The 26,202-nt window shown below is 65.9% G+C and carries 20 protein-coding genes; 12 read left to right on the top strand and 8 right to left on the bottom strand.

Annotation, left to right across the window (positions count from 1 at the left end; genetic code table 11):
• Nucleotides 1-214: 214 nt before the first annotated feature.
• The 6 genes from ACVINW_RS03195 (at nt 215) to ACVINW_RS03170 (ending at nt 10,783) form a co-directional block, all read left to right on the top strand.
• Nucleotides 215-2,881: a M1 family metallopeptidase gene (locus ACVINW_RS03195; protein WP_456749966.1), complete on the top strand. Its 2,667-nt coding sequence runs from the start codon at nt 215-217 to the stop codon at nt 2,879-2,881.
• Nucleotides 2,882-2,959: 78 nt separating this feature from the next.
• Nucleotides 2,960-4,612: an acetolactate synthase large subunit gene (locus tag ACVINW_RS03190; protein ID WP_456749965.1), complete on the top strand. Its 1,653-nt coding sequence runs from the start codon at nt 2,960-2,962 to the stop codon at nt 4,610-4,612.
• A 124-nt stretch (nt 4,613-4,736) separates the two neighbouring features.
• Nucleotides 4,737-6,377: a phosphoglucomutase (alpha-D-glucose-1,6-bisphosphate-dependent) gene (pgm, locus tag ACVINW_RS03185; protein ID WP_456749964.1), complete on the top strand. Its 1,641-nt coding sequence runs from the start codon at nt 4,737-4,739 to the stop codon at nt 6,375-6,377.
• Nucleotides 6,378-6,400: 23 nt separating this feature from the next.
• Nucleotides 6,401-7,357 carry an NAD-dependent epimerase/dehydratase family protein gene (locus tag ACVINW_RS03180; protein WP_456749963.1) on the top strand — a complete coding sequence of 319 codons (957 nt, stop codon included), beginning with the start codon at nt 6,401-6,403 and terminating at the stop codon, nt 7,355-7,357.
• On the top strand, nt 7,350-8,225 hold the full coding sequence (locus tag ACVINW_RS03175) for a dihydrodipicolinate synthase family protein (protein ID WP_456749962.1): 876 nt from the start codon (nt 7,350-7,352) through the stop codon (nt 8,223-8,225). The genes ACVINW_RS03180 and ACVINW_RS03175 overlap by 8 nt, the downstream gene beginning before the upstream one ends.
• A 230-nt stretch (nt 8,226-8,455) precedes the next feature.
• The gene (locus tag ACVINW_RS03170; RefSeq protein ID WP_456749961.1) at nt 8,456-10,783 is read left to right on the top strand and encodes a xanthine dehydrogenase family protein molybdopterin-binding subunit; all 2,328 of its coding nucleotides are present in this window, start codon (nt 8,456-8,458) and stop codon (nt 10,781-10,783) included.
• Between the two features lie 133 nt (nt 10,784-10,916).
• Here ACVINW_RS03170 and ACVINW_RS03165 read toward each other — a convergent pair whose 3' ends face one another.
• Genes ACVINW_RS03165 through ACVINW_RS03155 form a run of 3 tightly spaced genes read right to left on the bottom strand, consistent with a single transcriptional unit; the run spans nt 10,917 to nt 14,134 of the window.
• Nucleotides 10,917-12,113 (bottom strand): acyl-CoA dehydrogenase family protein, encoded by a 1,197-nt coding sequence (locus ACVINW_RS03165; protein WP_456749960.1) that lies wholly within the window; start codon nt 12,111-12,113, stop codon nt 10,917-10,919.
• A gap of 12 nt (nt 12,114-12,125) precedes the next feature.
• Entirely contained in the window at nt 12,126-13,271 is a 1,146-nt protein-coding gene (locus ACVINW_RS03160; protein ID WP_456749959.1) for an acyl-CoA dehydrogenase family protein, read from the bottom strand.
• Between the two features lie 8 nt (nt 13,272-13,279).
• A complete protein-coding gene (locus ACVINW_RS03155; RefSeq protein ID WP_456749958.1) occupies nt 13,280-14,134 on the bottom strand; it encodes an enoyl-CoA hydratase in 855 nt (284 codons plus the stop codon).
• Between the two features lie 159 nt (nt 14,135-14,293).
• Here ACVINW_RS03155 and ACVINW_RS03150 point away from each other — a divergent pair, with 159 nt between their 5' ends.
• The 3 genes from ACVINW_RS03150 to ACVINW_RS03140 are packed head-to-tail and all read left to right on the top strand — an operon-like array spanning nt 14,294 to nt 16,333.
• Nucleotides 14,294-14,914 (top strand): LemA family protein, encoded by a 621-nt coding sequence (locus ACVINW_RS03150; protein WP_456749957.1) that lies wholly within the window; start codon nt 14,294-14,296, stop codon nt 14,912-14,914.
• 20 nt (nt 14,915-14,934) lie between these two features.
• Nucleotides 14,935-15,831 (top strand): TPM domain-containing protein, encoded by an 897-nt coding sequence (locus ACVINW_RS03145; RefSeq protein ID WP_456749956.1) that lies wholly within the window; start codon nt 14,935-14,937, stop codon nt 15,829-15,831.
• A gap of 4 nt (nt 15,832-15,835) precedes the next feature.
• Complete coding sequence (locus tag ACVINW_RS03140; RefSeq protein WP_456749955.1) at nt 15,836-16,333, top strand: TPM domain-containing protein; 498 nt, start codon at nt 15,836-15,838, stop codon at nt 16,331-16,333.
• A gap of 224 nt (nt 16,334-16,557) precedes the next feature.
• On the opposite strand, the gene ACVINW_RS03135 is transcribed toward ACVINW_RS03140, so the two are convergent.
• The 3 genes from ACVINW_RS03135 to ACVINW_RS03125 form a co-directional block, all read right to left on the bottom strand.
• A complete protein-coding gene (locus ACVINW_RS03135; protein ID WP_456749954.1) occupies nt 16,558-17,172 on the bottom strand; it encodes a glutathione S-transferase family protein in 615 nt (204 codons plus the stop codon).
• Between the two features lie 88 nt (nt 17,173-17,260).
• On the bottom strand, nt 17,261-18,070 hold the full coding sequence (locus ACVINW_RS03130) for an MBL fold metallo-hydrolase (protein ID WP_456749953.1): 810 nt from the start codon (nt 18,068-18,070) through the stop codon (nt 17,261-17,263).
• Nucleotides 18,067-18,441 carry a Crp/Fnr family transcriptional regulator gene (locus ACVINW_RS03125; RefSeq protein WP_456749952.1) on the bottom strand — a complete coding sequence of 125 codons (375 nt, stop codon included), beginning with the start codon at nt 18,439-18,441 and terminating at the stop codon, nt 18,067-18,069. The genes ACVINW_RS03130 and ACVINW_RS03125 overlap by 4 nt, the downstream gene beginning before the upstream one ends.
• A 204-nt stretch (nt 18,442-18,645) precedes the next feature.
• Between ACVINW_RS03125 and ACVINW_RS03120 the strand changes: the two genes are divergently transcribed.
• From ACVINW_RS03120 to ACVINW_RS03110, 3 genes are all read left to right on the top strand, one after another.
• Nucleotides 18,646-19,701 (top strand): hypothetical protein, encoded by a 1,056-nt coding sequence (locus ACVINW_RS03120; RefSeq protein ID WP_456749951.1) that lies wholly within the window; start codon nt 18,646-18,648, stop codon nt 19,699-19,701.
• Between the two features lie 91 nt (nt 19,702-19,792).
• Nucleotides 19,793-21,340, top strand: coding sequence for a hypothetical protein (locus ACVINW_RS03115; protein WP_456749950.1), 1,548 nt, complete (start codon nt 19,793-19,795; stop codon nt 21,338-21,340).
• A gap of 90 nt (nt 21,341-21,430) precedes the next feature.
• Nucleotides 21,431-21,595, top strand: coding sequence for a hypothetical protein (locus ACVINW_RS03110; protein WP_456749949.1), 165 nt, complete (start codon nt 21,431-21,433; stop codon nt 21,593-21,595).
• A gap of 144 nt (nt 21,596-21,739) precedes the next feature.
• Here ACVINW_RS03110 and ACVINW_RS03105 read toward each other — a convergent pair whose 3' ends face one another.
• On the bottom strand, nt 21,740-22,945 hold the full coding sequence (locus ACVINW_RS03105) for a CaiB/BaiF CoA transferase family protein (RefSeq protein ID WP_456749948.1): 1,206 nt from the start codon (nt 22,943-22,945) through the stop codon (nt 21,740-21,742).
• A 213-nt stretch (nt 22,946-23,158) separates the two neighbouring features.
• Nucleotides 23,159-26,170 (bottom strand): bifunctional proline dehydrogenase/L-glutamate gamma-semialdehyde dehydrogenase PutA, encoded by a 3,012-nt coding sequence (gene putA, locus ACVINW_RS03100; protein ID WP_456749947.1) that lies wholly within the window; start codon nt 26,168-26,170, stop codon nt 23,159-23,161.
• Nucleotides 26,171-26,202 lie beyond the last annotated feature (32 nt).

Below are 26,202 nucleotides of genomic sequence, written 5' to 3'. Positions count from 1 at the left end.
TGGAATGCCGGCCGCAGGTTAGCCTTGCACCGCGCCGTTGAGCAACAAGGGGGCCGGCGGACCGCGTGGCGCGTGCGTGTCAATCGCCGCAAGCCGCTGCGACGTCAATGTCGCGGAGTTGTCAGTTTTGTGGCGACATTTTCTCTACTAGATTGCCTGCCAGGTGTTTCCTGAATGCCCTCCGAAAATCTCATCGATCCCCGTGAGCCGCGCGATGAACAAGCCTGCAACTCATGTCCGACCCGCGCTGCTGCATCGTCTTGCCACGGCGATCGGGATGCTGTTGGTGACGGCCGCTGCCGCGCAGGCCGAGCAGACATTCTCATTTAACAGCACGCCGGGAAAGCTGCCGAAGACGGTCATCCCGCTGCGCTACGCGATCGAGCTGACGCCCGATTTCACCAGCCTTGCGTTGCCTGGTGTGGAGACCATCGACATCGAGGTGCGCGAGGCCACCGCGCAGCTAACGCTGAACGCGATCAACACCACCTTCACTGAAACCACGATCGATGACGGCGCACAGCGCGCGGAGGTCGTGACCGACGCTGCTGCGCAGACCGCGACGCTGACCTTCGCCAAGCCGCTTGCGGTCGGGCTGCACAGGCTGCGAGTTGGCTTTACGGCACAGATCAACAAATTCGGTACCGGCCTGTTCTCGGTGGACTATCCGACCCCGACTGGAATCAAGCGGCTGATCTCCAGCAAGCTGGAGCCGGCCGACGCGAGGCGGATCTTTCCGTGCTGGGACGAGCCGTCGTTCAAGGCGAGCTTCGCGCTGACGGTGGTAATCCCGCGCAATCTGCTCGCGGTCGGCAACATGCCGGTCACGAGCGAGCAGCCGATCGGTGGCGATCTCAAGAAGGTCGTGTTCGCCCCGACGCCGAAGATGTCGAGCTATCTGTTCGTGCTCACGGTCGGCGAGCTTGAGCGGATCACGGCGGATGCCGGCGGCGTCACGGTCGGCGTGGTGACGACTGAGGGCAAGAGCGGGCAGGGCCGCTTTGCGCTCGACAGCGCAGTGAAGCTGCTCGGCTATTACAACGACTATTTCGGCGTGACATATCCGCTGCCGAAGCTCGACCTGATCGCGGTTCCCGGCGGGTTCGGCGGGGCGATGGAGAACTGGGGCGGTATCACTTTCTTCGAGAGCCGGCTGCTGTTCGATCCCGCGACCAATGCGGAGACCGCGCGGCGCGGCATCTTCGCCATCATCGCGCACGAGATGGCGCATATGTGGTTCGGCGATCTCGTCACCATGGCGTGGTGGGACAATCTCTGGCTCAACGAGGGCTTTGCCAGCTGGATGGCGACCAAGGCCTCGGAGCAGTTCTACCCGCAATGGCAGAACTGGCTGAACGGCTACGGTGCCAAGCAGTTCGCCATGGCGCTCGATGCGCGCCGCACCTCGCATCCGGTGCAGCAGCCGATCGCCGATCACAGCGAGGCGGTGACGGCGTTCGACGCCATCACCTACAACAAGGGACAGGCGCTGATCCGGATGCTCGAGACCTATCTCGGCGAACGGCCGTTCCGCGACGGAATCCGCAAATACATGGCCGCGCATGCCTACAGCAATTCCACCACGGCCGATCTCTGGCAGGCGCTGGAAAGCGCCGGCGGCAAGCCGATCACCGGCATCGCCGCCTCCTTCACCGAGCAGAATGGCGTGCCGCTGATCCTGGCCGAGACGGCCTGCGATGGCGCGGCACAGCGCCTGATCTTGCAGCAGGATCGTTTCGTGATCGCCCCGGCCAACGATCCGCCGCTGCCGGCACACAGCTGGCAGATTCCGGTTGCGGTGGGCCCGGCCCACGGCAAGCCGTTCGACGAGATATTGCTGAAGGGCAGCGCCGAGATTCCGGCCGGTGCCTGTGGCGATGCGATCAAGGTCAACCTCGGCGACGTCGGCTATTTCAGGGTTGAATACGGCCCGAAGAACCGTGCGGCGTTGCTCAACGCCTTTCCGCAGATGCAGGTCGCCGACCGGCTCAATGTCGTCACCGACAGCTGGGCGCTGGTGCAGACCGGCCGCGCCGAGGCGCCGTCCTATCTCGCGCTGCTCGACGCGCTTGATGTCGGTGACCATCGCGCGGTGTGGGACCAGGTGATCTCGACATTCGCCACGCTCAACCGCCTGTCGCGCGACCGCGCCGAGCGGCCGGTGATCGAGGCCTATGCCCGCGCCAAGCTGCGCCCGGTGTTCGATCGGATCGGATGGGACGGGCGCGGTCCCGCTGACGACGACACCGCACTGTTGCGTGCAAGCCTGATTTCGACGCTTGGCGATCTCGGTGACGCGGATATTGTGGCCGAGGCGAAGCGGCGCTTTGCGGCGTTCCTCGACGATCCCGAATCGCTGCCGACCACGCTGCGCGATGCCGTCACCCACGTCGTCGGCATCACCGCCGATCGGAAAACCTATGATCGGCTGCTGGCGCTCGCGCGCAAGAGCGCGGCGACCAATGAGCGGCTGCGCTACTATTTCGCCGCGGCGAGCGCCCGTGATGCCGAGCTGGCCCGCGCGACGCTGGCCCTGACGCTGACCGGCGAACTGCCCGACACGATCGTCGCCGGGATGATCAACGCGGTGGCGGGCGCCGGCGAGCAGCCGCAGCTCGCCTGGGACTTCGTACGGACCAATTTCGATGCGTTGCTGGCAAGGCAGGGACCGAACTTCCGCGACCAGTTCGTTCCCAGTTTCATGACCAATTTTACCGATCAGGCCCACGCCGCGGAGCTCGCCGCGTTCGCTCCGTCGCAGTCCACCAGCGGCGGGCGGGTGATGGTGGCGCGCGCCTTGCAGGCCATCGCGATCTCGGCCGACCTCTCCGCGCGCGTGCTGCCCGCCGCCGACGCCTGGATCAGGGCGCACAAGCCGTGAGCTCGCGAAGGAGTTTCCGGCGGCGCGCGATGCGGCTATGCTCGGCGCGCGGCATGCAATCAACGAGGCGAGGCTGATATGGTCAAAGGTTCCGATTTGCTGGTCGCGGCCCTCGAGAATGAGGGCGTGGAACGGGTGTTCGGCGTTCCCGGCGAGGAGAATCTCGACGTCGTCGAGAGCCTGCGCAAATCCTCGATCAAGCTGATCGTGACCCGCCACGAGCAGGCCGCGGCCTTCATGGCGGCGACCTATGGCCGCCTGACCGGCAAGCCTGGCGTCTGCATCACGACGCTCGGCCCGGGCGCGCTCAATCTGACCACCGGTGCCGCTTATGCGCTGCTCGGCGCGATGCCGATGGTGATGCTGACGGGCCAGAAGGGCATCCTGAGCAGCCGGCAGGCCAAGTTCCAGATCGTCGACATCGTCAACACGTTCCGGCCGCTGACCAAGCTGTCGTTGCAGATCGTCAGCGGCGCGACCATCCCGACGCTGGTCCGCGACGCGTTCCGGATCGCAACCCAGGAACGGCCGGGCCCGGTGCTGCTCGAACTGCCGGAAGACATCGCGGGCGAGGAGACCGCACCGGTCGAGCTGGTGCATCCGCATCCGATCGAGATTCCGATCGCGCATGCCGCGGCCCTCGACCGCGCCGCCGACATGATCCTGAAGGCGCAGCGTCCGCTGATCATGCTGGGTGCTGCGGCGTCGCGCCCGCGTTCGACCGCCGGGATCGGCGACTTCGTGCGGCGCACGAAAATTCCGTTCTTCACCACGCAGATGGGCAAGGGCACGGTCTCCGGCGGCACCAACCAGTACATGGGGACCGCCGCGCTCAGCGAGCGCGACTATGTGCACGAGGCGATCGACCGCGCCGATCTGATCATCGCGATCGGCCACGACACGATCGAGAAGCCGCCCTTCATCATGGGCCCGAAGGGGCCGCAGGTGATCCATGTCAGCTACACGCCGGCCAATGTCGAGCAGGTCTACTTCCCGCAAGTCGAGGTGATCGGCGATGTCGGGCCGAGCCTCGAACTGCTCGCTGACCGGGTCGAGGGCAAGCTGCCGCATGCCAGCGCGCTGCTCAGCCTGCGCGCGGGCATTTTGGCCAGGATCACCGATCGCGCCACCGAAGGCCGCTGGCCGCCGACGCCGCAGCGCATCGTGCACGATGTGCGGCAGGTCATTCCCGAGGACGGCATCGTCGCGCTCGACAACGGCATGTACAAGATCTGGTTCGCGCGCAACTACCGCACGTTGCTGGCGAACTCGCTGCTGCTCGACAATGCGCTCGCCACCATGGGCGCCGGCCTGCCGTCGGCGATGATGGCGGCGATGCTGTATCCGAAGAGCCGCGTGCTCGCGGTGTGCGGCGACGGCGGCTTCATGATGAACTCGCAGGAGATGGAGACCGCGGTCCGGCTCAAGCTCAATCTGGTGATCCTGATTTTGGAAGACTCCGCCTACGGCATGATCCGCTGGAAGCAGGCAGTCGACAATTTCCCGGATTTCGGCCTGACCTTCGGCAATCCGGATTTCGTCAAATATGCCGAAAGCTATGGCGCCAAGGGCTCGCGGATCGAGAGCACGGAGGCGATCGTCCCAACGCTGGAGCGGGCGTTCTCCGGTGGCGGCGTGCATCTCGTCGTGGTGCCGATCGACTATACCGAGAACAAGCGCGTGCTGGTCGACGAACTGCGCGAGAGGGTGCAGCAGATCGACGTCGAATAGCGGATTGCCACCGGCCGCACGGAACGAAAAGCCCCCGGCTTGATTGAACGTAAGCCGCCATGGTAGCACGCCGCATCATCACCCGTTGTGCTGATGGTCGGCGATACCAGATCTGAGAGGTCACGTGACTGCACCAAATCCCGCCGCCGGCAAACCCGTCGATCCGTCCCAGCTCGCCAATGTGCCGCGGCTGGTCACGGCCTATTTCGCCGGCAAGCCCGACCCCGGCGATCCCGGCCAGCGAGTTGCGTTCGGCACCTCGGGCCATCGCGGCTCGTCGCTGAAGAATTCCTTCAACGAGGACCACATCCTCGCCACCACGCAGGCGATCTGCGATTACCGGCGCGAGAAGGACCTCACCGGTCCGCTGTTCATCGGCATCGATACCCATGCGCTGGCCGAGCCGGCGCTGGCCAGCGCGGTCGAGGTGTTCGCGGCCAACGGCGTCGAGATCATGATCGACGCGCAGGGCGGTTACACCCCGACGCCTGTGATCTCGCACGCGATCCTGAGCTACAACAAGGGCCGCAGCACCGGCCTTGCCGACGGCGTCGTCATCACGCCGTCACACAATCCGCCGGAGGACGGCGGCTACAAATACAATCCGCCGCATGGCGGCCCGGCCGACACCGACGTCACCGCCGTGGTCGAGAAGAACGCCAATCGCACTATCGAGGCCGGCCTCAAGGGCGTCGCGCGGATGCCGTATGACCGCGCGCGCAAGGCCGCGACCACGCATCTGCACGACTACGTCACGCCCTACGTCGCCGATCTCGGCAACACCGTCGATCTCGCGCTGATCAAATCGGCCGGCGTCAGGATTGGCATCGATCCGCTCGGCGGCGCGGCGGTGCATTACTGGCAGCCGATCATCGCGCGCTACGGCATCAACGCGTCAATCGTCAACACTGCGGTCGATCCGACCTTCCGCTTCATGACCGCGGATTGGGACGGCAAGATCCGGATGGACTGCTCGTCGCCCTACGCGATGGCAAGCCTGATCGGGATGCGCGACCGCTTCGACGTCGCCTTTGCCAACGATACCGACGCCGACCGCCACGGCATCGTGACGCGTTCGAAGGGCTTGATGAACCCGAACCATTTCCTCGCCACCGCGATCGCCTACCTGTTCACGCACCGGCCGCAATGGAGCGGGGATGCCGCGATCGGCAAGACCATCGTGTCGAGCTCGATCATCGATCGCGTGGCCAAGAAGCTTAACCGCAGACTGGTCGAGACGCCGGTCGGCTTCAAATGGTTCGTCGACGGGCTCGGCAGCGGCGGCTTCGGCTTTGCCGGCGAGGAAAGCGCCGGCGCGTCGTTCCTCAAGCGCGACGGCTCGGCCTGGACCACGGACAAGGACGGCATCATCCTCGGCCTGCTGGCGGCGGAGATCATCGCCAGGACCGGCCGCGATCCGAGTGAACTGTTCAACGAGTTGACTGCCGAGCTCGGCGTGCCCTCTTACGAGCGCATCGACGTCGCGGCGACGCCGAAGCAGAAGAGCGCTTTGAAAGCACTCGGGCCCGAGCAGCTCAACATGACCCAGCTCGCCGGCGACCCGGTGCGTGCGGTCCGGACCAAGGCACCGGGCAACGATCAGCCGTTCGGCGGCATCAAGGTCGAGAGCGAGGCGGGCTGGTTTGCCGCGCGTCCCTCCGGCACGGAAGACGTCTACAAGATCTACGCCGAAAGCTTCCGCGGACCGGATCATCTGAAAAGAATCCAGGGCGACGCGCAGGCCGCGATCGCCAAGGTGTTCTGAAGGCGCGGGGCGGGGCGGAATTCATGCGTGTCTTGTTGACCGGCTCCTCCGGCTGGCTCGGCCGGTTCCTCGCGCCACGGCTGCGCCAGGCCGGCCATGACGTGACGGGCCTCGACATCGTCCCGGGCGAGGCGACCGATGTGGTCGGCTCGGTGGCCGACCGGTCGGCGATCGATCGTGTGTTCGGCGATCACGGCATCGAGGCCGTGATCCATGGCGGCGCGCTGCACAAGCCCGATATCGCGCGGTTCGCGCCGCAGGCTTTTGTCGACGTCAATATCACGGGCACGCACAATCTGCTGCAGGCGGCTGTTGCCGCCGGGCACAAGCAGTTCGTCTTCACCTCGACCACGTCATTGATGATCTCGCAGGCGATCCGCGACGAGGAAGGCCATGCGGCGGTCTGGCTCGACGAGACGACGGGGCCGCTGGAGCCGCGCAACATCTACGGCGTGACAAAACTCGCCGCCGAAGGCCTGTGCCGGCTCTACAGCCGCGAGCATGGCCTGAATTGCGCGGTCCTGCGCACCAGCCGTTTCTTCCCCGAGGACGACGACACGATCGTCGACATCCACGGCGAGAACCTGAAGGCGACCGAGCTCCTGTATCGCCGGCTCACGGTCGAGGACGCCGCTGAGGCCCACGTCGTGGCGCTGGAGAGGATCCGAGGCTTCGAAGTCTTTGTGATCAGCGCGCCGACACCGTTTGCGCGCAGCGACGTCGCTGAGCTGAAGGCGGATGCGGCAGGCCTCATCGCACGAACTTTCCCCGATGCGCCGGCGCTGTTCGCCCGGCGCGGCTGGCACCTGCCGACATCGATCGGCCGAATCTACGATGCCGGTAAGGCCGAACGGCTGCTCGGTTTCCGCGCGGTAACCGACTTTGCCGCGGTGCTCGGGGCGCTCCGCCGCGGCGAACCGCTTCCCTTTGCGCACGATCCCGATTATGTCTCGCCGTCGACGAGGCTCGCAAATGGCTGATTTCCACGGCGTCTTCCCGTATCTGGTGTCCCCGGTCGATCCGGCCGGCCATGTCCGCACCGAGGTGCTGGGCCGGCTCTGTGACGATCTGGTCAAGGCCGGTGTGCATGGGCTGACGCCGCTCGGCTCGACCGGCGAGTTCGCCTATCTCAACAATGCGCAGCGCATGCAGGTGGTGGCGACCACGATCGAGGCCGCGCAGGGCCGTGTGCCCGTGGTGGCCGGCGTCGCCTCGACCTCGACGGCCGACGCGGTGGCCCAGGCCAAGGCCTGTCAGAAGCGCGGTGCCGCCGGCATTCTCGCGATCCTGGAGGCGTATTTTCCGCTCAGTGACGCCCAGGTGGAATCCTATTTCCGCGCGATCGCCGACGCCGTCGATATTCCGGTCGTGATCTACACCAACCCGAATTTCCAGCGCTCCGACCTGACGCTCGACGTCATCGCGCGGCTCGCCGAGCATCCGCGCATCGGCTACATCAAGGACGCCTCGACCAACACCGGGCGGCTGCTGTCGATCATGAACCGCTGCGGCGACAGCCTCAAAGTGTTTTCGGCATCAGCCCATATTCCAGCCGCGGTGATGCTGATCGGCGGCCATGGCTGGATGGCGGGGCCCGCCTGCATCATTCCACGGCAGAGCGTCGAGCTCTACGATCTCTGCCGCCGTGCCCGCTGGGACGAGGCGATGGTGCTGCAGCGCAAGCTCTGGCGCATCAACGAGGCGTTCGCCCGCTTCAATCTCGCCGCCTGCATCAAGGCCGGGCTTGCGAGCCAGGGCTATGATGTCGGCGACCCCGTGCCGCCGCAGGCGCCGCTGACGGCCGAGCAGCGCAAGGTGGTCGAGGCCGCGTTGCGCGATCTGGCCTGAACCTGGCTTGTGGGTTGCAGGCGTTTTCACCACCTCGTCATTCCGGGGCGAGGCGAAGCCTCGAGCCCGGAATCCATCTATGCGCATACTCCGTGGCGAAATGGATTCCGGGCTCGCGACTACGTCGCGCCCTCAGATGCGCAATTGCGCATCGGGGAATGACGGTCAGTTGTCTAAAATCCAAAATCCGCTAAAACCCGCCGAAATTTCTGAACTCAAGGACTCTTCTGATGAACATTCTTCCCGGCAATATGCGTTTTGGTGCGGGCCAGCCGGTCAAGCGTCTGGAAGACCAGCGGCTGGTCACCGGGAAGGGGCATTTCATCGACGACAAGCCGCAGGACGGTGCGCTCTGGCTGCACGTGCTGCGCTCGCCGCATGCCCACGCCAACATCAGGTCGATCGACGCCAAAGCGGCGCTGGCGATGGCGGGCGTCAAGGCGGTCTATACCGGCGCCGACCTCGTCAAGGACGATATCGGCACGCTGCCGACGCTTGCGATCTTCAAGCGGCCTGACGGCTCGCCGATGACGGTGCCGCCGCGGCGCCTGCTGGCGCATGAGGTGGTGCGCTACGCCGGCGAGGGTGTCGCGGCCGTGGTCGCGACCTCGCGCGAGCTGGCACAGACTGCTGCCGAAGCGATCGAGATCGATTACGAGGTGCTGCCCTCGGTGGTCGATCCGGTCGAGGCGGTCAAGCCCGGTGCACCCGCGGTCTGGCCGGAGGCGCCCGACAACATCGTCGCCGCGATGAGCTATGGCGATGCCGCCAAGGTCGAAGAAGCTTTCGCCAATGCTGCGCATAAAGTGTCGCTCGACCTCGTCAGCCAGCGCCTGGTGCCGTCGGCGATGGAGCCGCGCTCGACCATTGCCGAGATCGAGAAGAAGACCGGGCGGCTGATCCTCCACGTGCAGTCGCAAACCCCGGGCTCGACCCGCGACCTCTTGGCAGAATCGATCCTGAAGCGGCCGAAGGACAGCGTGCGCGTGCTGGTCGGCGACATCGGCGGCGGCTTCGGGCAGAAGACCAGCCTCTATCCGGAAGACGGCATCGTCGCCTATGCCGCGACCAAGCTGAACGAGAAAATCCGCTGGCGCGGCGACCGCACCGACGAGTTCGTCGGCGGCACCCACGGCCGCGACCTGACCTCGACCGGCGAGTTCGCGCTCGACGCCAAGGGCCGCGTGCTGGCCTATCGGGTGCGCTCGATCGGCGGCACCGGCGCCTATTCGTCGGGCACCGCCAACATCATCCCGCTGGTGCTCGGCCCGTTCGTGCAGACCGGCGTCTACGATCTGCCGCTGGTGCATTTCGAGGTGAAGTCGGTGATGACCCACACCGCGCCGGTCGGCGCCTATCGCGGCGCCGGCAGGCCCGAGGCGGTGTTCATCGTCGAGCGGCTGTTCGATGCCGCCGCGCGCCAGATCGGCATGGACCCGCGCAGCATTCGCAAGGTCAACTACATCAAGCCGGCGCAGCTGCCTTACACCAACGCGGTCGGGCAGGTGTACGATTCCGGCGCCTTCGCCCACATGCTGGAGCGCGCCTCCGATCTCGCCGACTGGAACGGCTTTGCCGCGCGCAAGAAGGCGGCGAAGAAGAAGGGCCTGCTCTACGGCCGCGGCCTCACCAGCTACATCGAATGGACCGGCGGCCGCGCCCACACCGAGAACGTCTCGCTGCATGCGACCGCTGAAGGCCGCGTCATCCTGCATTCCGGCACCATGGCGATGGGCCAGGGTCTCGCCACCACCTACACCCAGATGATATCGGATACGCTCGGCATTGCGATGGACAAGATCGACGTGATCCAGGGCGACACCGATCTCGCCACCGGCTTCGGCAGCGTCGGCTCGCGCTCGCTGTTCGTCGGCGGCACCGCGGTTGCGGTCTCCAGCAACGACATGATCAACAAGGCGCGCAACAAGGCCTCCAATCTGCTGGAAGCCTCGGTCGAAGACATCGAGTATCGCGACGGCTTCCTCACCGTGGTCGGCACCGACAAGCGCATCAGCCTGTTCGAGATCGCGGCCAAGGAAAAAGGCGCAAAGCTCTCGGTCGAAAGCGAGGGCAATGTCGACGGGCCGAGCTGGCCGAACGGCACCCATATCTGCGAGGTCGAGATCGATCCCGAGACCGGCGTCACCCGCGTGGTGCGCTACACCACGGTCGACGACGTCGGCGTCGCGGTCAATCCGATGCTGGTGACCGGGCAGGTGCATGGCGGCGTCGTCCAGGGTATCGGCCAGGCGCTGTACGAAGGCGTGGCCTACAGCGAGGAAGGCCAGCTCTTGACCGCGAGCTATCAGGATTATTGCATCCCGCGCGCCTCGGATATTCCGCCGATCACGGTGACGCTCGATCCCTCCGCGCCCTGCAAGACCAATCCGCTCGGCGCCAAGGGCTGCGGCGAGTCCGGTGCGATCGGCGGTCCACCCTGCATCACCAACGGCGTGATGGATGCGCTGAGCGAGATCGGCATCACCCAGCTCAACACGCCGCTGACGCCGGTGAAGATCTGGCAGGCGATCCGCGACGCGAAGGCTGGGGCTGCGTGAGGCCGCGCTCTCTCCACCGTCATTCCGGGGCATCGCGAAGCGATGGGCCCGGAATCCATTGGGCCTCAGAACATGCGGCCTGATGGATTCCGGGCTCGGGCTGCGCGCGCCCCGGAATGACGGGGAGAGAGCGTTACAACCCCAGCACCATCTTCGCGATGATATCCCGCTGGATCTCCGACGATCCGCCGAAGATCGTATACGCCCGCCCGTTGAGATATTCCGGCACCACCGGCAATAGCTGCTCCGGGATCGCCGGCTCGTGATTGAGCCGGTAGAACGGCCGCGCCGGCTCCACGGCCAGGCCGTCCTGGCCGATCACGTCGACGCCAAGCCGCGTCACCGCCTGGCGAATCTCGCTGACCCTGAGCTTGATCAGCGACGACACCGCGCCGGGATTTTGGCCGGTCTGCAACGCCGACAGCACGCGCAGTTCGGTCATCTCGAGCGCGTCGATATCGACCTCGGCTTCCGACATCCGGATCGCGATGTCGGGATCGTCGATGGCGCGGCCGGTGACATCGGACGCCGCGAGATCGGAGATCGTCTTCAGCGCCTCGCGCAGTTTTGCCGATGCGATGCCGGAGCCGCGCTCGAATTCAAGCAGATACTTGCCGTAGGTCCAGCCCTTGCCCTCCTCGCCGACGCGGTTGGCGACGGGCACGCGAACGTCGTCGAAGAACACCTGGTTGACCTCATGGTCGCCGCCGATGGTCAGGATTGGCCTCGTGGTGATGCCTGGCGTCTTCATGTCGATGAGAATAAAGCTGATGCCGTCCTGCTGCCGCTCGCCGTCGCTGGTGCGCACCAGCGCGAACATCCGGTTGGCGTGGTGCGCATGCGTGGTCCAGATCTTGGTGCCGTTGATGACGTAGTCGTCGCCGTCGCGCACCGCGCGGGTCTTCAGTGACGACAGATCGGAGCCCGAACCCGGCTCGGAATAACCCTGGCACCAATAGTCTTCACCCGAGAGGATTCGCGGCAGGTAAAAGTTCTGCTGCTCGGGCGAGCCGAAGCCGATGATGACCGGGCCGACCATCTTCACGCCCATCACATTGACATTGGGCACGCCGGCGCGGGCGCATTCGGCCTCGAAGATCCAGCGCTGCGCCGGTGTCCAGTCCGGCCCGCCATGCTCGACCGGCCAGCCCGGCGCACCCCAACCCTTCCGGTGCAGCGCGCGCTGCCAGGCCATGCCGATATCGGGGTCGGAGAACACCGACGGCGTCAGCGCGGTGGCGCGCTTCATCTCCGGCGTCAAATTCTCGGCGATGAAGTCGCGGACTTCCTGTTCGAAGGCGCGTTCCTCGGCATTGAAGGTGAGATCCATCTGCGCTCTCCGTCAGGCGTGGACGCGGCCGCTCAACGCGGCGTGGCGGCGATAATGATGGGCGCTGCCGCCGAACAGCGTGTCGAAGGCGAGCAGCCGCTTGAAATAGGCACCGATGTCGAGCTCCTCGGTGACGCCCATGGCGCCATGCAGCTGCACCGCCTGCTCGGCGACAAAGCGCGCGCATTTGCCGATTTTTGCCTTGGCGCCGGACGCCGCGCGGCCGCGGGCCACTGGCTCGGCATTCGCCATCAGCGCGGCGCGCAGCGCCATCGAGCGCGCCTCGTCGACCTGCATCGCGACATCGGCGAGGCGATGGCGGATCACCTGATTGGCCGACAGCGGCCGTCCGAACTGTTTTCGAATCTTGGTGTATGCGAGCGTGGTGTCGAGCAGCGTCTGCATGATGCCGACCGCCTCGGCGCCGAGCGCAGCCATCGCGCGGTCGACCACGGTCTCGATCGCCGGCAGGGCATCGCGGCCGTCGCCGAGCAAAGCGTCGGCGGGCACTTGTACATCCCTGAGATCGAGATTGCAGCCGCGCCCGCCGCCGAGCCGCGCGTAGTCGCGAAGCGTGAGGCCCGCCGTTGCAGCCGGCACCAGGAACAGCGCCACCCTGCCGGATGCACCATTGGCGTTGGCGATGCGGGCGGAGACGATGATCTGGTTGGCGGCGGCGCCGTCGAGCACCGCGATCTTGCTGCCGTTCAGCCGCCAGCCATCGGCAGTTTTGGTGGCGGTCGTGTCGACATGCGCGACGTCGAAGCGCGCGGCGCGCTCCGAATGCGCGAAGGCGAGCGTCAGCGCTCCCTCCGCCACCTTGGGCAGGATTGCCTGCCGCTGTGCCTCGGTGCCGCATTCGGCGACCAGCGCGGCGCCGATCACGACGGTGGAGAGGAATGGTTCCGACACGAGGCCACGGCCGAATGCCTCCATCAACAGCCCGATCTCGATCGCGCCGCCGCCGAGCCCGCCATGGGCTTCGGCGATCGGCAGCGCCAGCCAGCCGAGCTCGGCGAATTGTTTCCAGATCGCCGGCGAATAGCCCAGCGGATCGTTCGCCGCCTTCTTGCGATGCTCCGATGTGAAGGTCTCCGCCACGAAGCGGTCGGCACTTTCGCGCAGCAGGCGCTGCTCGTCGCTGAGGGTGAGGTCCATCTGGCTTTCTACACGTTGGCGGTTTTCTTGACGGAGGGATGCAGGCCCGCGGGGTCCACCACCATGCCGAATTCCTGCAGATTGTGGGCGTGGCAGAGCTGGTGCAGCGCGAAAGCCTGATCGATCGCAGCCGGCTGCCCCATGATGTCGATCGAGCGGTTCACCGCCTCCTTGCTGAGCTTCAGCGCAAAGGCGGGCTTGGCCGCGATCCGCCGCGCCAGCGCCAGCGCGAAGGAGGTGAGATCGCCGCGCGGCACCACGTGGTTGACCATGCCGAGGCGATGCGCCTCGTCGGCGCTCCAGACGTCGGCAGTGAACAGCATCTCCTTGGCCTTGCGCGCGCCGAGCTCCCAGGGATGCACGAACCACTCGACGCCGCAGACCCCCATCGTCACCACGGGATCGCAGAACTCGGCATCACTGCTCGCGACGATCAGGTCGCAGGCCCAGGCCAGCATCAACCCGCCGGCGATGCACTTGCCGTGCACCTCGGCGATCGTCGGCTTTGCCAGATTGCGCCAGCGCCGTGTGATCTGCAGGTAGATCTCTTGCTCGCGCGCGAAGCGGCCATGGGCATTGGGTTCGGCAAAGCCGCCCCAATTTCCGAGTGGCGGGAAATCGACGCCGGCCTGATTCTTGGCCCCTGGCCTGAGATCGTGACCGGCCGAGAAATGCGGGCCGTTGCCGGCGAGGATGATGACCTTGACCGCGTCGTCCTGCACCGCCTGGTCGAAGGCGCCGTTGAGGTCGTAGGTCATTTGCAGGTTCTGGGCGTTGCGAGCCTCCGGGCGGTTCATCACGATCCGCGCGATCGCGGGCTCGGGCCGCTCGACAACAATCGTCTCGAATTGTTCAGACGCCATGGATCCCTCCCAGGATCGATTTTTTCGCCATGATGAACGGCGCGGGGAGGGAGTGGCAAGGGCTATCGCCTGCAAAAGCGAGCGCGAAATCCGCCGTGCGGGATTATCGCGCCGAAATCTGTTAACCTGACGAGAGAATCCACCGGGAGGACCATCTTTATGCGCAAGCTTTGGACCGTGCTGGCAGCGCTGGCGACCTTGAGCCTGACCAACTGCGGCTACAACGCGATCCAGACCAATGACGAGCAGGTCAAGTCGAACTGGTCGGAGGTGGTGAACCAGTACCAGCGGCGCGCCGATCTGGTGCCGAACCTGGTCAACTCGGTGAAGGGTTTTGCGCAGCAGGAGAAGGACGTGCTGCTCGGCGTCACCAACGCGCGCGCCAAGGTCGGCAGCATCCAGGCAACGCCCGAGGTGCTCAACGATCCCGCCGCGTTCCAGAAGTTCACGCAGGCGCAGGGCGAATTGACCAGCGCGCTGTCGCGGCTCCTGGTCGTCACCGAAAATTATCCGCAGCTGAAATCCGATGCGCTGTTCCGTGATCTGATGGCCCAGCTCGAGGGCACCGAGAACCGCATCACGGTGGCGCGCAACCGCTACATCAAGTCGGTGCAGGACTATAACGTCGGCATCCGCACCTTCCCGAACAGTCTGACGGCGATGGTGTTCGGCTACAAGGAGAAGCCCAACTTCACGGTCGACAATGAGAAGGAGATCTCGACCGCGCCGAAGGTCGATTTCAATCCGGCGCCGTCGCCATCACCCGCGCCGTCGAAGTAACGCCGGCTGCGCCTGTCGCGATGACCGCCGCACGCGTCATCCTGCTCGCCTTCCTGCTGGGCTTCATGTGCCCGGCGTGGGCCGAGGTCGCAGTGCCTCCGCTCACCGGCCGCGTCGTCGACCAGACCGGGACGCTGTCGGCTGGCGACGTCGCATCGCTCTCCGACCGGCTGCAGGATCTTCAGACCCGCAAGGGCAGCCAGATCGCCGTCCTGATCGTGCCGACCACGGGCGAGGAGACCATCGAGCAATTCTCGATCCGCGTCGCCGAGGCCTGGAAGATCGGGCGTAAGAAAGTCGACGACGGCGCGCTGCTGGTGGTCGCCAAGAACGACCGGCATCTGCGCATCGAGGTCGGCTACGGCCTCGAAGGCGTGCTGAGCGATGTCGTCACCCACCGCATCATCGACGAGGACATCACGCCAAAATTCAAGGCCGGCGATTTCGCCGGCGGCATTTCGGCCGGCGTCGACCGGATGATCCGGCTGATCAATGGCGAGCAATTGCCGGCGCCGGAGCCCGAGCATTGGCAGGCGCCCAATCTCGTCGACTTCGCCAATCCGGTGGTGATCTTCGGCGTCATCATCGTGGCGGGATTCCTGCGCGGCCTGCTCGGACGGCTGTTGGGCTCTGCCGCGACCGGCGGCATCGTCGGCGTCTTCACCTGGATGCTGGCCGGCTCGCTCGCCACCGCGCTGGTGGTCGGGTTGTTCGCCGGTGTTGCGGCGTTGATCTTCGGCGGTTTGAATTTTGGCGGTCCGGCGGCTGGCTCCGGACCGTACCGGCGCGGCGGCGGTTATTCCGGGGGCTGGTCCGGCGGCGGGGGCTGGAGCAGCGGCTCGAGCTCGGGCGACAGCGGCGGCTTCAGCGGCGGAGGCGGCAGCTTCGGCGGCGGCGGCGCCTCGGGGAGCTGGTAGGCACATGAGCATCAAGCGCATCGGCAAGCATCTGCTCGAACACCGCTGGCGGGTGCGGCGTGAATTTCCGCCGCGCGTGCTCGACGCCATCGAGCAGGCGATCAAGGCCGGCGAGGCGACGCATTCGGGCCAGATCCGCTTCGTCGTCGAGGGCGCGCTCGACGGCGTGCCGCTGTTCCGCAACCAGCCGGCGCGGGAGCGGGCGCTCGACGTGTTCTCGCATCTGCGGATTTGGGACACCCATCACAACAATGGTGTTCTGATCTATCTGTTGCTCGCCGACCGCGACGTCGAGATCGTCGCCGACCGCGGCATCGACGCCAAAGTCGGCCACGAGGGCTGGGAGGCGATCTGCCGTGCGATGGAAACGGATTTCCGGGCAGGCCGGTTCGAGCAGGGCGTGATCAACGGCATCGCGGCGGTGTCGCGCGAGCTGGCGAAATATTTCCCGCGTGCCGACGGTGGCCCGAACGAGCTGCCGGACAAGCCGGTGGTGATGTAGCTTGAGGCTCTTCACCCCGTCCCGGAGCGACAGCGCAATTTCCGAATAATAGAATTATCCTGCTGATTTGCCCGACGTGTCAAGCTGCCGCGTCGAATGTGTCGCCCCGGTCGAAGGTCCCTAGCTACCGCCGGCTCCTTTGCATGGGGTTGTTTTCCATGTTTTGGCAGGGCGCCCCTGCGGAGGCAGGCGATAGCCCTGCCCCCAGGACGGTGAAACTTGACCTACGCCTTCACCGATGGCCGCTCGGCGACACGGTTGAACCAGGCGACGATGTTGGCGTTCGAGGGGTCCAGCGGCTGGCCGACCTGGTTGCCGAAATCGATCCAGCAATACAGCAGCATGTCGGCGAGGGTGAAGCGCTGGCCGCAGATGTAGTCGCGGCCGTCGGCCATCTGGTCGTTGAGCCATTTGATGCGATTGGCGGCGATCATCTTCAAGCCTGGCGAGGCCTCCGGCGCGACCGGAATGCGCTTCTCGAAGAACTTCAGCGCCTCGCCGAAGCGGTAGCCATTGGCGAGCGGCTCGGCGATGTTGAGGTCGACGCGGCGGGTCCACATCCGGCATTCCGCGCGTTCTTCCGGCGTGCTGCCGATCATCGCGGGCGAGGGGTGCTTCTCCTCGAGATATTCGCAGATCGCGGTGATTTCCGAGAGGTAGTTGCCGCAGTCGAGTTCGAGCGCCGGCATCTGGCCGTGCGGATTGCGCTTCAGATGGTCCGCCTCGCGGTTTTCGCCCTTGCGCAGGTCGACGGTCTGTTTGGGGATCTCGATGCCCTTCTCGGCCATGAACATCCGCACAATGCGCGGATTGGGGCCGATCGAGTCGTAAAGCTTCATGGTCCTCGCTCCCTGTTGTTTTAAGCGTTGTTTTGCCGCTGTTGAACAGGCCGCGTACGGATTTGTCAAATGCGACGGCGAGCGAAGCTCAATCGTCGAGCTTGTTGAGGTCGCGCACCGACTGCATGATCGGCTCGAAATTCGAGCGCGCGTCGAGCGCATCGAACAGCTGCGCGGTGTCCTCGAGCAGGCCATGCGAGCGTTGCAGCGCGATCCGCACATCGTCCTGCGGCGTGTCGGAAAGCCGGCCATGGCCGGACAGCAGGATCTTCGAATTGAGCCCCTTGATCCGCTCCAGCGACTGGATGTAGTCGGCAATCGAGCCGGAGCCGAACACGCCGCCCATCACGCCGCCGGGCATCAGCGTGTCGGCGGCGAACAACAGGCCCTTGTCCTGGTCGAACAGCGAGATGCAGGCCGAGGTATGGCCCGGCGTGTACATCACGTTGAGACGGAAATTGCCGAGGTCGATCAGGTTGCCCTCCTCGAGCCAGATGTCGATGTCGATCGGCACGTTCGGCTCGTTGAACATCTTGCGCAGCATCGAGAAGTCGTCGCGCAGCATGATCTTGTTGGCGGCGAGCCGGTGCGCGGCGATATAGGCCGAGCCGTGGAAATGATAGGCCGCGCCGATGTGATCGAGATGCTCGTGGCTCAACACCACCATGTCGATCATCTCGGGCGTTACGCCAAGATGATCGAGGCAGGCGACCAGCGACGGATAGTTGCTCGACAGCCCGACGTCGATCATGATCGTGCGCTTGCTGCCGCGCACCAGATAGGCGTTGGCGGCGCGGTTCTTGAAGCGGATCTGGTAGACGTCGTCGGCGGCCTGGATCAGCGTCGCGACGTCGGCGTCGAACAGCGTCTTGAACGGGCTCGGCTTGCGGTCGCTCATGGTGCGCCTGCGGTTCGGTAAGTGACGGCGTTGGAGGCGCGCAGGCGTTTCGAGAGCGCATCCATCACCATCAGCGCGAAGGCCGGCTGCTGGCTGACCAGATAGACGAAGCGGGCGTGGTTGATCCGCATCACCCGCGTCGCCGGCGCCGAGGCGATCGCAGTTGCCGAGCGCGCCGAGCCGTCGATCACGGCCATCTCGCCGAAGAACTCGCCCTTGCCGAGGCGGACGATGACGGTCTTGTTTCGGCCATCGATCTTGGCGATGTCGACCTTGCCGTCGAGCACGACGAACAGCTCACGGCCGGTCGAGCCTTCCTCAAAAATGACGTCATCGACACCAAATTCATTGATGCATTTCTCGATCGTCATAGCACTCCCCTGCCTTCTGGCTGGAAGATGGCGGTATGTTAATCGGGAAAGCGCCGCGCGCAAACGGAGCTGACGCAGATTGCCGCAGCGCCGCATCGCCCAAATCCGGCCCGGAAAACTCCCTAAAATTTAGGTAATGGCGGAGCGGGGTAACCATTTCGCAAGCAATAAAAGTTACCGAATTCTCAACCCAGTCTGGAGACTTTGAACGTGAGTGAGCAGCAGAGCGAGCCGGTCAGCGGTCAAACCGGCGCCGAAATGGCGGCGAAAGGCGAGCCCGCGATGGCCGCGGCCGGTGTCGAGGCTCCGCGGCTCGCGCCCGAGCAGGAAGAGACCTCGCCAAAGGCCGATGCGCCCAGGATCGACGCGCCGAAGGTTGATGCCCCGAAGGTCGAGCCGTCCCGCCTTGATCCCGCGATCGAGGCCAGGATTGATGCCAAGATCGACGGCAAGATCGACCCGACCAAGATGGACGTGCCTGAGGTCGAGACCGGCAAGCGCGAAGAGCCGCGTTTCCCGGGCAAGCTGATGATCATGGCGCCCGGTGAGCGGACCTGGGACCACGAGGCGACCGCATCCAAGCCCGGTGCCGAGCAGACCGCCAAACCGGCCGGCACGCGCCGGCTCGGGGCGATGGCCGCGGTGATCGCGCTGGCGACCGTGGCTGGCGCCATCGGCGGTGCGCTTGCGACCGCAGGCCTTGGCCATCTCGCCGCCCCCGCGGCTGCTTCCGTCAGGGACGTGGCTGCCAACGACGCTGCCGCCAAGGAAGCGGCCGATGCCGCGATCGCCCGGATCGACTCCGAGATCGCCGCCCTGAAGGCCAGTGTCGAGCAGACCGCAAAGGCCGGCCAGGCCCAGTTCAGCAAGGCGACCGACCGGATCGAGAAGGTCGAGAAGGCCCAGGCCGAGCCGATCGCCAAGCTCAACAAGCTCAGCGAGACCGTCGAGAAGCTGCGCGCCCCGCAGACGACCGTCGCCGCTGTGACGCCCGCCCGCGAGGTCACGGGTTCGGTCCCGCCGGCAACCACGGCGGCTGCACCGGTTGCCCCCAAGCCCGAAATCGGCCGCCTGCCGGTGATCGACGGCTGGGCGCTGCGCGACGTCGGCAATGGCGGCGCGCTGATCGAGGGCCGCGGCGGCATCTACGAGGTCTATGCCGGCGATCCCGTCCCCGGCCTCGGCCGCGTCGACGCCATCCGCAAGCAGGACGGCCGCTGGGTCGTCGTCACCAGCAAGGGCCTGATCGTCTCGCGCTGATCCACGAAACCTGACAACAGCAAGGCGCTTCACCGCGATGTGAAGCGCCATTTTTCTTGAATAGCGTTTGCCGCGCGGTGTTAGTGGGGGCATGGGCCGCGTACTGAAATGCCTCCTGCTGATGTCCGTCCTGCTTGGCGGTGCCGTGCCGGCACATGCCGCCGAGGATCGCGCGCTCGAGCGCGGCACGGCGGTGATCGATCCCGCGATCCTGCGCGAACTCGATCACAGCAGGTTCAGTCTCGGCCGGATGCTCGCGCCGGAACGCTCCGCCCATACGCCGCTGTCCAACCGCGACCTGTTCGCCTTGTCTGCATTGGTGCCGGTGCGCGAGGCGCTCGACCGTGAATTCGATCGCTATGTCGCAAGGCACAGAGCAAGCCTGCCGAACGAGAGCATCGGCGTCGGCGACGGCTTTGCGTTTCAGCTGTTCGATCGCGCGCTGTTCGAATCCCCTGACGTTCGCTTCGTACTGGCCGGCATCGTCAATCGCATGGACCGCGCCTATGTGGCGCCGAACGACTGCGGCGAGATCCGGCTGATCTATCGATTGACCCGCACCGACGTGGCGCTGATCGGCGAGAACGCGGTGTCGCAGCGGCTGCCGATGACGCTGAACCTGGTGTTGAAGGCGAAGGGCGACGGCAACGACGCATCACTGTCCTGTCGCGAGATCGCGCGGCGCTGGCTGGCGACCGGCGGCACTCAGCTTGCGCTGGAGAAATTGTTCGGCCAGGACGGCCCGCTCGAACTGATCGATGCCCGCAATATCGACCGGATCGAGACCAATCTGCAGATCGCCCACGCGCCGAAATCCGCGGCGCGCGATTTCCGTACCGACTATCTGCTGAAGGTGTTCGACTATGATGGCGCGGCGAAACGCTTTGCCGAAGCACCGCTGGAGAACCAGATCGATCGCGATCGCATCCTCGCCGACGAGGCGCTGAAGCGCGACTTCAAGGCGTGGCTGCTCGATCCCGAGCATTTCGCCGCGCTCGATCGCGGCACCTTGCTGATCCCCGATCGCTTCCTCGCGACCTCAGCGGTCGCGCCGACGCCGGCCGGCTTTGATGTCAGCGAGCTGGAGCCCGAATTCGGCATGGTGCAGGGCGAGGGGACGGCCGGCACTGCGGTGTTCTCGGATGACGATATCGTCGGAGCCTTGAAGAAGGCCGCCGCTGACGGGACCAAGCTGCAGAACATCCAGTCGCTGGCCGGCTTCGAGCGGCGGCTCAACGACGTCACCTGCGTCGGCTGCCACCAGACCCGCGGCATCGGCGGCTTCCATTTCCCCGGTGTCGACTGGATGGCGGCAAGGCCGTCGAACTCCACTGTCGTGCCGGCCTCGCCGCATTTCTTCGGCGACCAGCCGCGCCGCCGCGACATCCTGACAAGCTTCCGCGACGGCAAGGCGCCGGATTTCTCGCGCGGCTTCTCCAACCGGCCGCAGGCGCGCGGCAGCATCGAGCTTGCCGGCACCGAATACAGCGACGGCTGGGGCGCGCATTGCTATCTGCCCGGCACGAGGCCGGCCGCGACCGACCGCAGTTTCCGCGGCTGGACCTGCGCCGAGGGGCTCGCCTGCCAGGTTGCCGGGAAGACCTCCCGCATGGGCATGTGCTTCGTGAAGGGGCGGTGATCGGCCGGAACCGAAGCGTCTCCGCGTCATTAATTGATGCTACAGTCGAGCTTGCCCAGGATCTGACAGCTCTTGACCGGAGACGGCCCGATGAGTGCTTCCGAGGACAACAAGCAGCGTGACCGCGAGATCGCGGCCAACGAGGCCGAACGTCAGGCGGTGAGTGCCGTCCGCGTCTCTAGCTGGGCGATCGGGCTCGCGGTCATCATCGGCATCATCGTGGTGGCCATCGTCTGGGCCTGGATGAAACGTTGAGCTTCCTTTGTAGCCCGGATGGAGCGAAGCGAAATCCGGGAACGGAGGCATTCGCGGACGCAGCCGCCCCGGATTGCGCGGAGCCTGTCATCGGGCGCGCATTCGCGCGACCCGTTGGCTCCATCGGGGCTACGTGTAGCGTGACTACGCCACCGCGCCGGATGCGCGCAGCTTCCGGATCGTGGCCTCGTCATAGCCGGCCTGGCGCAGGATCTCGTCGGAGTGCTCGCCGACCTCGGGCGGCTTACGCGGCTGCACCTTCTTGGTGCCGTCGATGAAGATCGGGCTGTTGACCGTCAGCATGGTGTCGTTCTCGAAACGCACTAGCACCTCGTTCTCGATCATCTGCTTGTCGTTCGGAATGTCGTCGAGGATGCCGACGACGCCGAACACCAGGCCGTTGCCGTCGAGGATCTTGCGCCATTCGGCGAGATCCTTGCTGGCGAACACCTCGTCAAAAATCTTGATCAGCTCGACCGAGCGCGCATGGCGGTCCGCCTTGGTGGCGAAGCGGGCGTCGGCGACGAGGTCCTCACGGTCCATGCAGCGCGCCAAGGTCGGCCATTGCCGGTCTTCATTGAGCAGCGACAGGATCAGCCAGCGGCCGTCTCTGCACTTGTAGTGGTTGGTGACGGCGTTGAGCGCCTCTTCGCGCGGCTTGCGCTTCTTGAACTTGGCGCCGGCAAGCTTGGCCTGCGCCAGCACGCCATTGGCCCAGACGCCGTTGGCCATCAGATTGGTCGAGACGTGCGAGCCCTTGCCGGTCTTCTCGCGCTGGAACAGCGCGGTGACGATCGCGCCGTAGAATGCCATCGCGCAGGGATGGTCACCCATGCCGGCGACCGAACGGGCCGGCGTGGTGTCCTCGTCGGCACGCACCAGGTCCATCAGGCCGGAGCGGGCCCAATAGGCGTTGGAATCGAAGCCGGGCTTGTTGGCCTCCTCGCCCTTCTCGCCATAGCCGGTGAACGACGCGTAGATCAGCCGGTCGTTGAGATGGGCGAGATGATCATGGGTGATGCCGAGCTTTTCGCGCACCTGCGGCGGCATGTTGGTGATGAACACGTCGGCCTCGGCGACCAGCTTGTAGAGCACCTCGCGGGCCTCGGGCTTGGTGAGATCGAGCGCCAGGCTCTTCTTGTTGCGCGCCTCCAGCATCCACGCGAAATTGTGCTCGCTCGCGGGATAGCCGGGCAGATTGGGCAGGTTGCGGTAGGGGTCGCCGGCGCCGGGCGGCTCGATCTTGATGACGTCGGCGCCGAAGTCGGACAGCACGGTGGCGGCCGCGGGCGCTGCGATGAAGCTCGCGCAGTCCAGGACCTTGAGCCCGTCAAAAATGCCTTTTTCCATCGTGCCGTCGCTCCCGTGGCGCTTGTTGGTGTTTTTCCGGTAGCTGGAATTATCGCGTGCGATGATCCCGATCGGAGTGCCATTTGAACCATCTCGGGGGCACGATGCAACGGGTTGTTGGCCGTCATTGCGAGGAGCGTAGCGACGAAGCAATCCATGCCTCAACAAGTGGAGGTGTGGATTGCTTCGCTTCGCTCGCAATGACGGTGCCTGTTACTCCACCCCCGCCATCAGTGCCGCGTTGCCGCCCGCAGCCGCCGTGTTGATCGTGATCGTCTGCTCGGTGGCGAAGCGTGTGAGGTAATGCGGGCCGCCCGCCTTGGGGCCGGTGCCGGAGAGGCCGCTGCCGCCGAACGGCTGCACGCCGACCACGGCGCCGATCATGTTGCGGTTGACATAGATGTTGCCAACCTGGAGGCGGTCGATCACATGCTCGATGGTGTCGTCGATGCGGGAATGGATGCCGAGCGTCAGGCCGAAGCCGGTGGCCTCGATCGCGGCCAGCACGTCGCCGAGCCGCTCCGCACGGTAGCGCACGACATGCAGGATCGGGCCGAACACCTCCTCGGTGAGCTGGCTCGCCGCCGACAGTTCGAAGATATGCGGCGCGACGAAATTGCCTGATGGCGCCTCGCCGGCGAGATGCACCCGCCCTTGCTGTTTCATCCGCGCGATATGGGCATCCAGCCGCTGCTTCGCCTCGGCATCGATCACCGGACCGATATGCGTCGACGGCTCGGAGGGATCGCCGATCTTCAATTGGCGCGCGGCGCCGGCGATCATCTCGATCATGCGATCGGCGACATCATCCTGCACGAACAACAGCCGCAGCGCCGAGCAGCGCTGGCCGGCGGAGCGGAACGCCGAGGTCACGACATCGTCGGCGACCTGCTCGGGCAGCGCGGTGGCATCGACGATCATCGCATTGATGCCGCCGGTCTCGGCGATCAGCGGCACGATCGGGCCATCCTTGGCGGCAAGCGTGCGGTTGATCGACCGCGCCACTTCCGTCGAGCCGGTGAAGACGACACCGGCGATCGCAGGATGCGCCACCAACGCGGCGCCGACCGCTCCGTCGCCCTGGACCAGATGCAGCGCCGAGGTCGGCACGCCGGCCTGATGCAGCAGGGTGATCGCCTCGGCCGCGATGCGCGGGGTCTGCTCGGCCGGCTTTGCGATCACCGCATTGCCGGCCATCAGCGCCGCCGTCACCTGGCCGAGGAAGATCGCGAGCGGGAAATTCCATGGCGAGATCGCGACGAACGCGCCGCGACCGTGCAGCTCCAGCACGTTGCTCTCGCCGGTCGGCCCCGGCATCGTCTCGCCACTGCCGAACAGTTTTTGGCCGAGCGCGGCATAGTAGCGGCAGAAGTCGATCGCCTCGCGCACTTCGGAGAGCGCATCGTCGAGGGTCTTGCCGCCTTCGCTTTGCAGCAGGGCGAGGAAATGTGCGCGACGCTGCTCGAGCAGGTCGGCGGCCTTGTCGAGGATCGCTGCACGTTGTGTGGCCGGCGTGGCATTCCAGGCCTTGAAGCCACGGCGTGCCGTGGCGACCGCTGCATTCGCCTGCTCGGTCGTCGACGTCGCGACTGGGTTGGGCGCAGCCTTGCGCTCGGCTGCGATCGCCGAGGTCAGCGCGTCCAGCGCCTTTCGTTCCCCGAACTCGATGCCGTGCGAATTCGAACGCTGCGGCCGATAGAGATCGGCCGGCAACGGAATTCCGGAATGCGTGGCCTTGTTGTCAGCGCCGATGATGTCGGCAGGGCGGCGCAGCAGGTCGACGATCGACACGCGATTGTCCGCGGCCAGCGCCACAAAAGACGAGTTGGCGCCGTTCTCGAGCAAGCGCCGCACCAGATAGGCAAGCAGGTCGCGGTGGCTGCCGACCGGCGCATAGGTGCGGTGGGCGATCTCGGGTCTGTCTTCGCCGAGCTGCGCGTAGAGCGCCTCGCCCATGCCGTGCAGCCGCTGGAATTCGAAGCTGTTGGGATCGTCCGATAGTTCGAGGATAGTCGCGACCGTCAGCGCGTTGTGGGTGGCGAATTGCGGAAACAGCCGCGGCCGCAATGCCAGCAGCTTGCGCGCGCAGGCGACGTAGTTCAGGTCGGTCATCGCCTTGCGGGTGAACACCGGATAGCCGTCGAGCCCGCGCTCCTGCGCGCGCTTGATCTCAGTGTCCCAATAGGCGCCCTTGACCAGCCGCACCATCATCCGGCGGTCGAGCGCGCGTGTCAGTGCATCGATATAGTCGATCACGTCTGCGGCGCGCTTCTGATAGGCCTGGATGGCGAGGCCAAAGCCGCTCCATCCGGCGAGCGACGGGTCGGCGAAGGCCGCTGCGATGACGTCAAGCGACAGCTCCAGCCGATCGGCTTCCTCCGCATCGACGGTGAAGTTGAGGTCGAACGCTTTGGCGCGACGCGCCAGATCGATCAGCTGAGGCACCAGCTCGCTCATCACCCGCATATGGCTGACCGCCTCGAAGCGCGGATGCAGCGCGGAGAGTTTCACCGAGATGCCGGGCCGGTCGGGCAGGGGCTGATCGCCGGCCGCCTTGCCGATCGCGTCGATCGCGCGGGCGTAGGATTCGAAATAGCGGTGGGCGTCGTCGGCGGTGCGCGCGCCTTCGCCGAGCATGTCGAAGGAATAGCGCGAGCCGCGGGCGGTGTGCGATTGTGCCCGCGCCAGCGCCGCCTCGATGGTCTCGCCGAGCACGAAATGGCTGCCCATCAGCCGCATCGCCTGCCGCGTCGCGGCGCGCACCGCCGGTGCGCCGAGCCGCTTGGTCAGCCGGCCGATCGTTCCCTGCGGTGTCTCGCCGGGCTGGATCACGCGCGCCGACATGCCGAGGGCCCAGGCTGAGGCGTTGACCAGGAACGCGCTGGATTTGGTCTCGTGGTTGACGAAGTCGCCCTGGCCGAGCTTGTCCTCGATGAACTGGTCGGCGGTGCGCGCGTCAGGCACCCGCAGCAGCGCCTCCGCCAGCACCATCAGTGCCAGCCCCTCTTTGGTCGACAGCGCGAACTCCCGCAGCATGTCCTCGACCCCGCCGAGCGGATCGTCGTTCGCCCTGATCGCCTCGATCAGGCGGGTCGCGGTGCGGTCGATGCGGGCCTCTGCCTCCGCACCGAGCCTGGAGTCCCGGCGCAGGCGGCCGGCGATGGCGCCGTCGTCGGGGGCATAGGGCGGGCTGAACGGCGGCGGGAGCGGGGACGGGTCTGGCATGGTGGTGGTTCCCTGGGGTTGCACGGGAACAC

It is taken from the genome of Bradyrhizobium sp. USDA 4461 (assembly GCF_054055655.1).
The sequence above is the reverse complement of the archived record's forward strand: the minus strand, read 5'-3'. Positions and strand labels throughout refer to the sequence as shown.

Excerpts from the sequence above, each read along its gene's own strand:
- putA (WP_456749947.1), bottom strand. The coding sequence starts at position 26,170 with ATGCCAGACCCGTCCCCGCTCCCGCCGCCGTTCAGCCCGCCCTATGCC.
- ACVINW_RS03165 (WP_456749960.1), bottom strand. The coding sequence starts at position 12,113 with ATGGATCTCACCTTCAATGCCGAGGAACGCGCCTTCGAACAGGAAGTC.
- ACVINW_RS03190 (WP_456749965.1), top strand. The coding sequence starts at position 2,960 with ATGGTCAAAGGTTCCGATTTGCTGGTCGCGGCCCTCGAGAATGAGGGC.
- ACVINW_RS03180 (WP_456749963.1), top strand. The coding sequence starts at position 6,401 with ATGCGTGTCTTGTTGACCGGCTCCTCCGGCTGGCTCGGCCGGTTCCTC.
- ACVINW_RS03155 (WP_456749958.1), bottom strand. The coding sequence starts at position 14,134 with ATGGCGTCTGAACAATTCGAGACGATTGTTGTCGAGCGGCCCGAGCCC.
- ACVINW_RS03150 (WP_456749957.1), top strand. The coding sequence starts at position 14,294 with ATGCGCAAGCTTTGGACCGTGCTGGCAGCGCTGGCGACCTTGAGCCTG.
- ACVINW_RS03145 (WP_456749956.1), top strand. The coding sequence starts at position 14,935 with ATGACCGCCGCACGCGTCATCCTGCTCGCCTTCCTGCTGGGCTTCATG.
- ACVINW_RS03160 (WP_456749959.1), bottom strand. The coding sequence starts at position 13,271 with ATGGACCTCACCCTCAGCGACGAGCAGCGCCTGCTGCGCGAAAGTGCC.
- ACVINW_RS03115 (WP_456749950.1), top strand. The coding sequence starts at position 19,793 with ATGGGCCGCGTACTGAAATGCCTCCTGCTGATGTCCGTCCTGCTTGGC.
- ACVINW_RS03130 (WP_456749953.1), bottom strand. The coding sequence starts at position 18,070 with ATGAGCGACCGCAAGCCGAGCCCGTTCAAGACGCTGTTCGACGCCGAC.
- ACVINW_RS03195 (WP_456749966.1), top strand. The coding sequence starts at position 215 with ATGAACAAGCCTGCAACTCATGTCCGACCCGCGCTGCTGCATCGTCTT.
- ACVINW_RS03170 (WP_456749961.1), top strand. The coding sequence starts at position 8,456 with ATGAACATTCTTCCCGGCAATATGCGTTTTGGTGCGGGCCAGCCGGTC.
- ACVINW_RS03140 (WP_456749955.1), top strand. The coding sequence starts at position 15,836 with ATGAGCATCAAGCGCATCGGCAAGCATCTGCTCGAACACCGCTGGCGG.
- ACVINW_RS03125 (WP_456749952.1), bottom strand. The coding sequence starts at position 18,441 with ATGACGATCGAGAAATGCATCAATGAATTTGGTGTCGATGACGTCATT.
- ACVINW_RS03175 (WP_456749962.1), top strand. The coding sequence starts at position 7,350 with ATGGCTGATTTCCACGGCGTCTTCCCGTATCTGGTGTCCCCGGTCGAT.
- ACVINW_RS03110 (WP_456749949.1), top strand. The coding sequence starts at position 21,431 with ATGAGTGCTTCCGAGGACAACAAGCAGCGTGACCGCGAGATCGCGGCC.
- ACVINW_RS03105 (WP_456749948.1), bottom strand. The coding sequence starts at position 22,945 with ATGGAAAAAGGCATTTTTGACGGGCTCAAGGTCCTGGACTGCGCGAGC.
- ACVINW_RS03135 (WP_456749954.1), bottom strand. The coding sequence starts at position 17,172 with ATGAAGCTTTACGACTCGATCGGCCCCAATCCGCGCATTGTGCGGATG.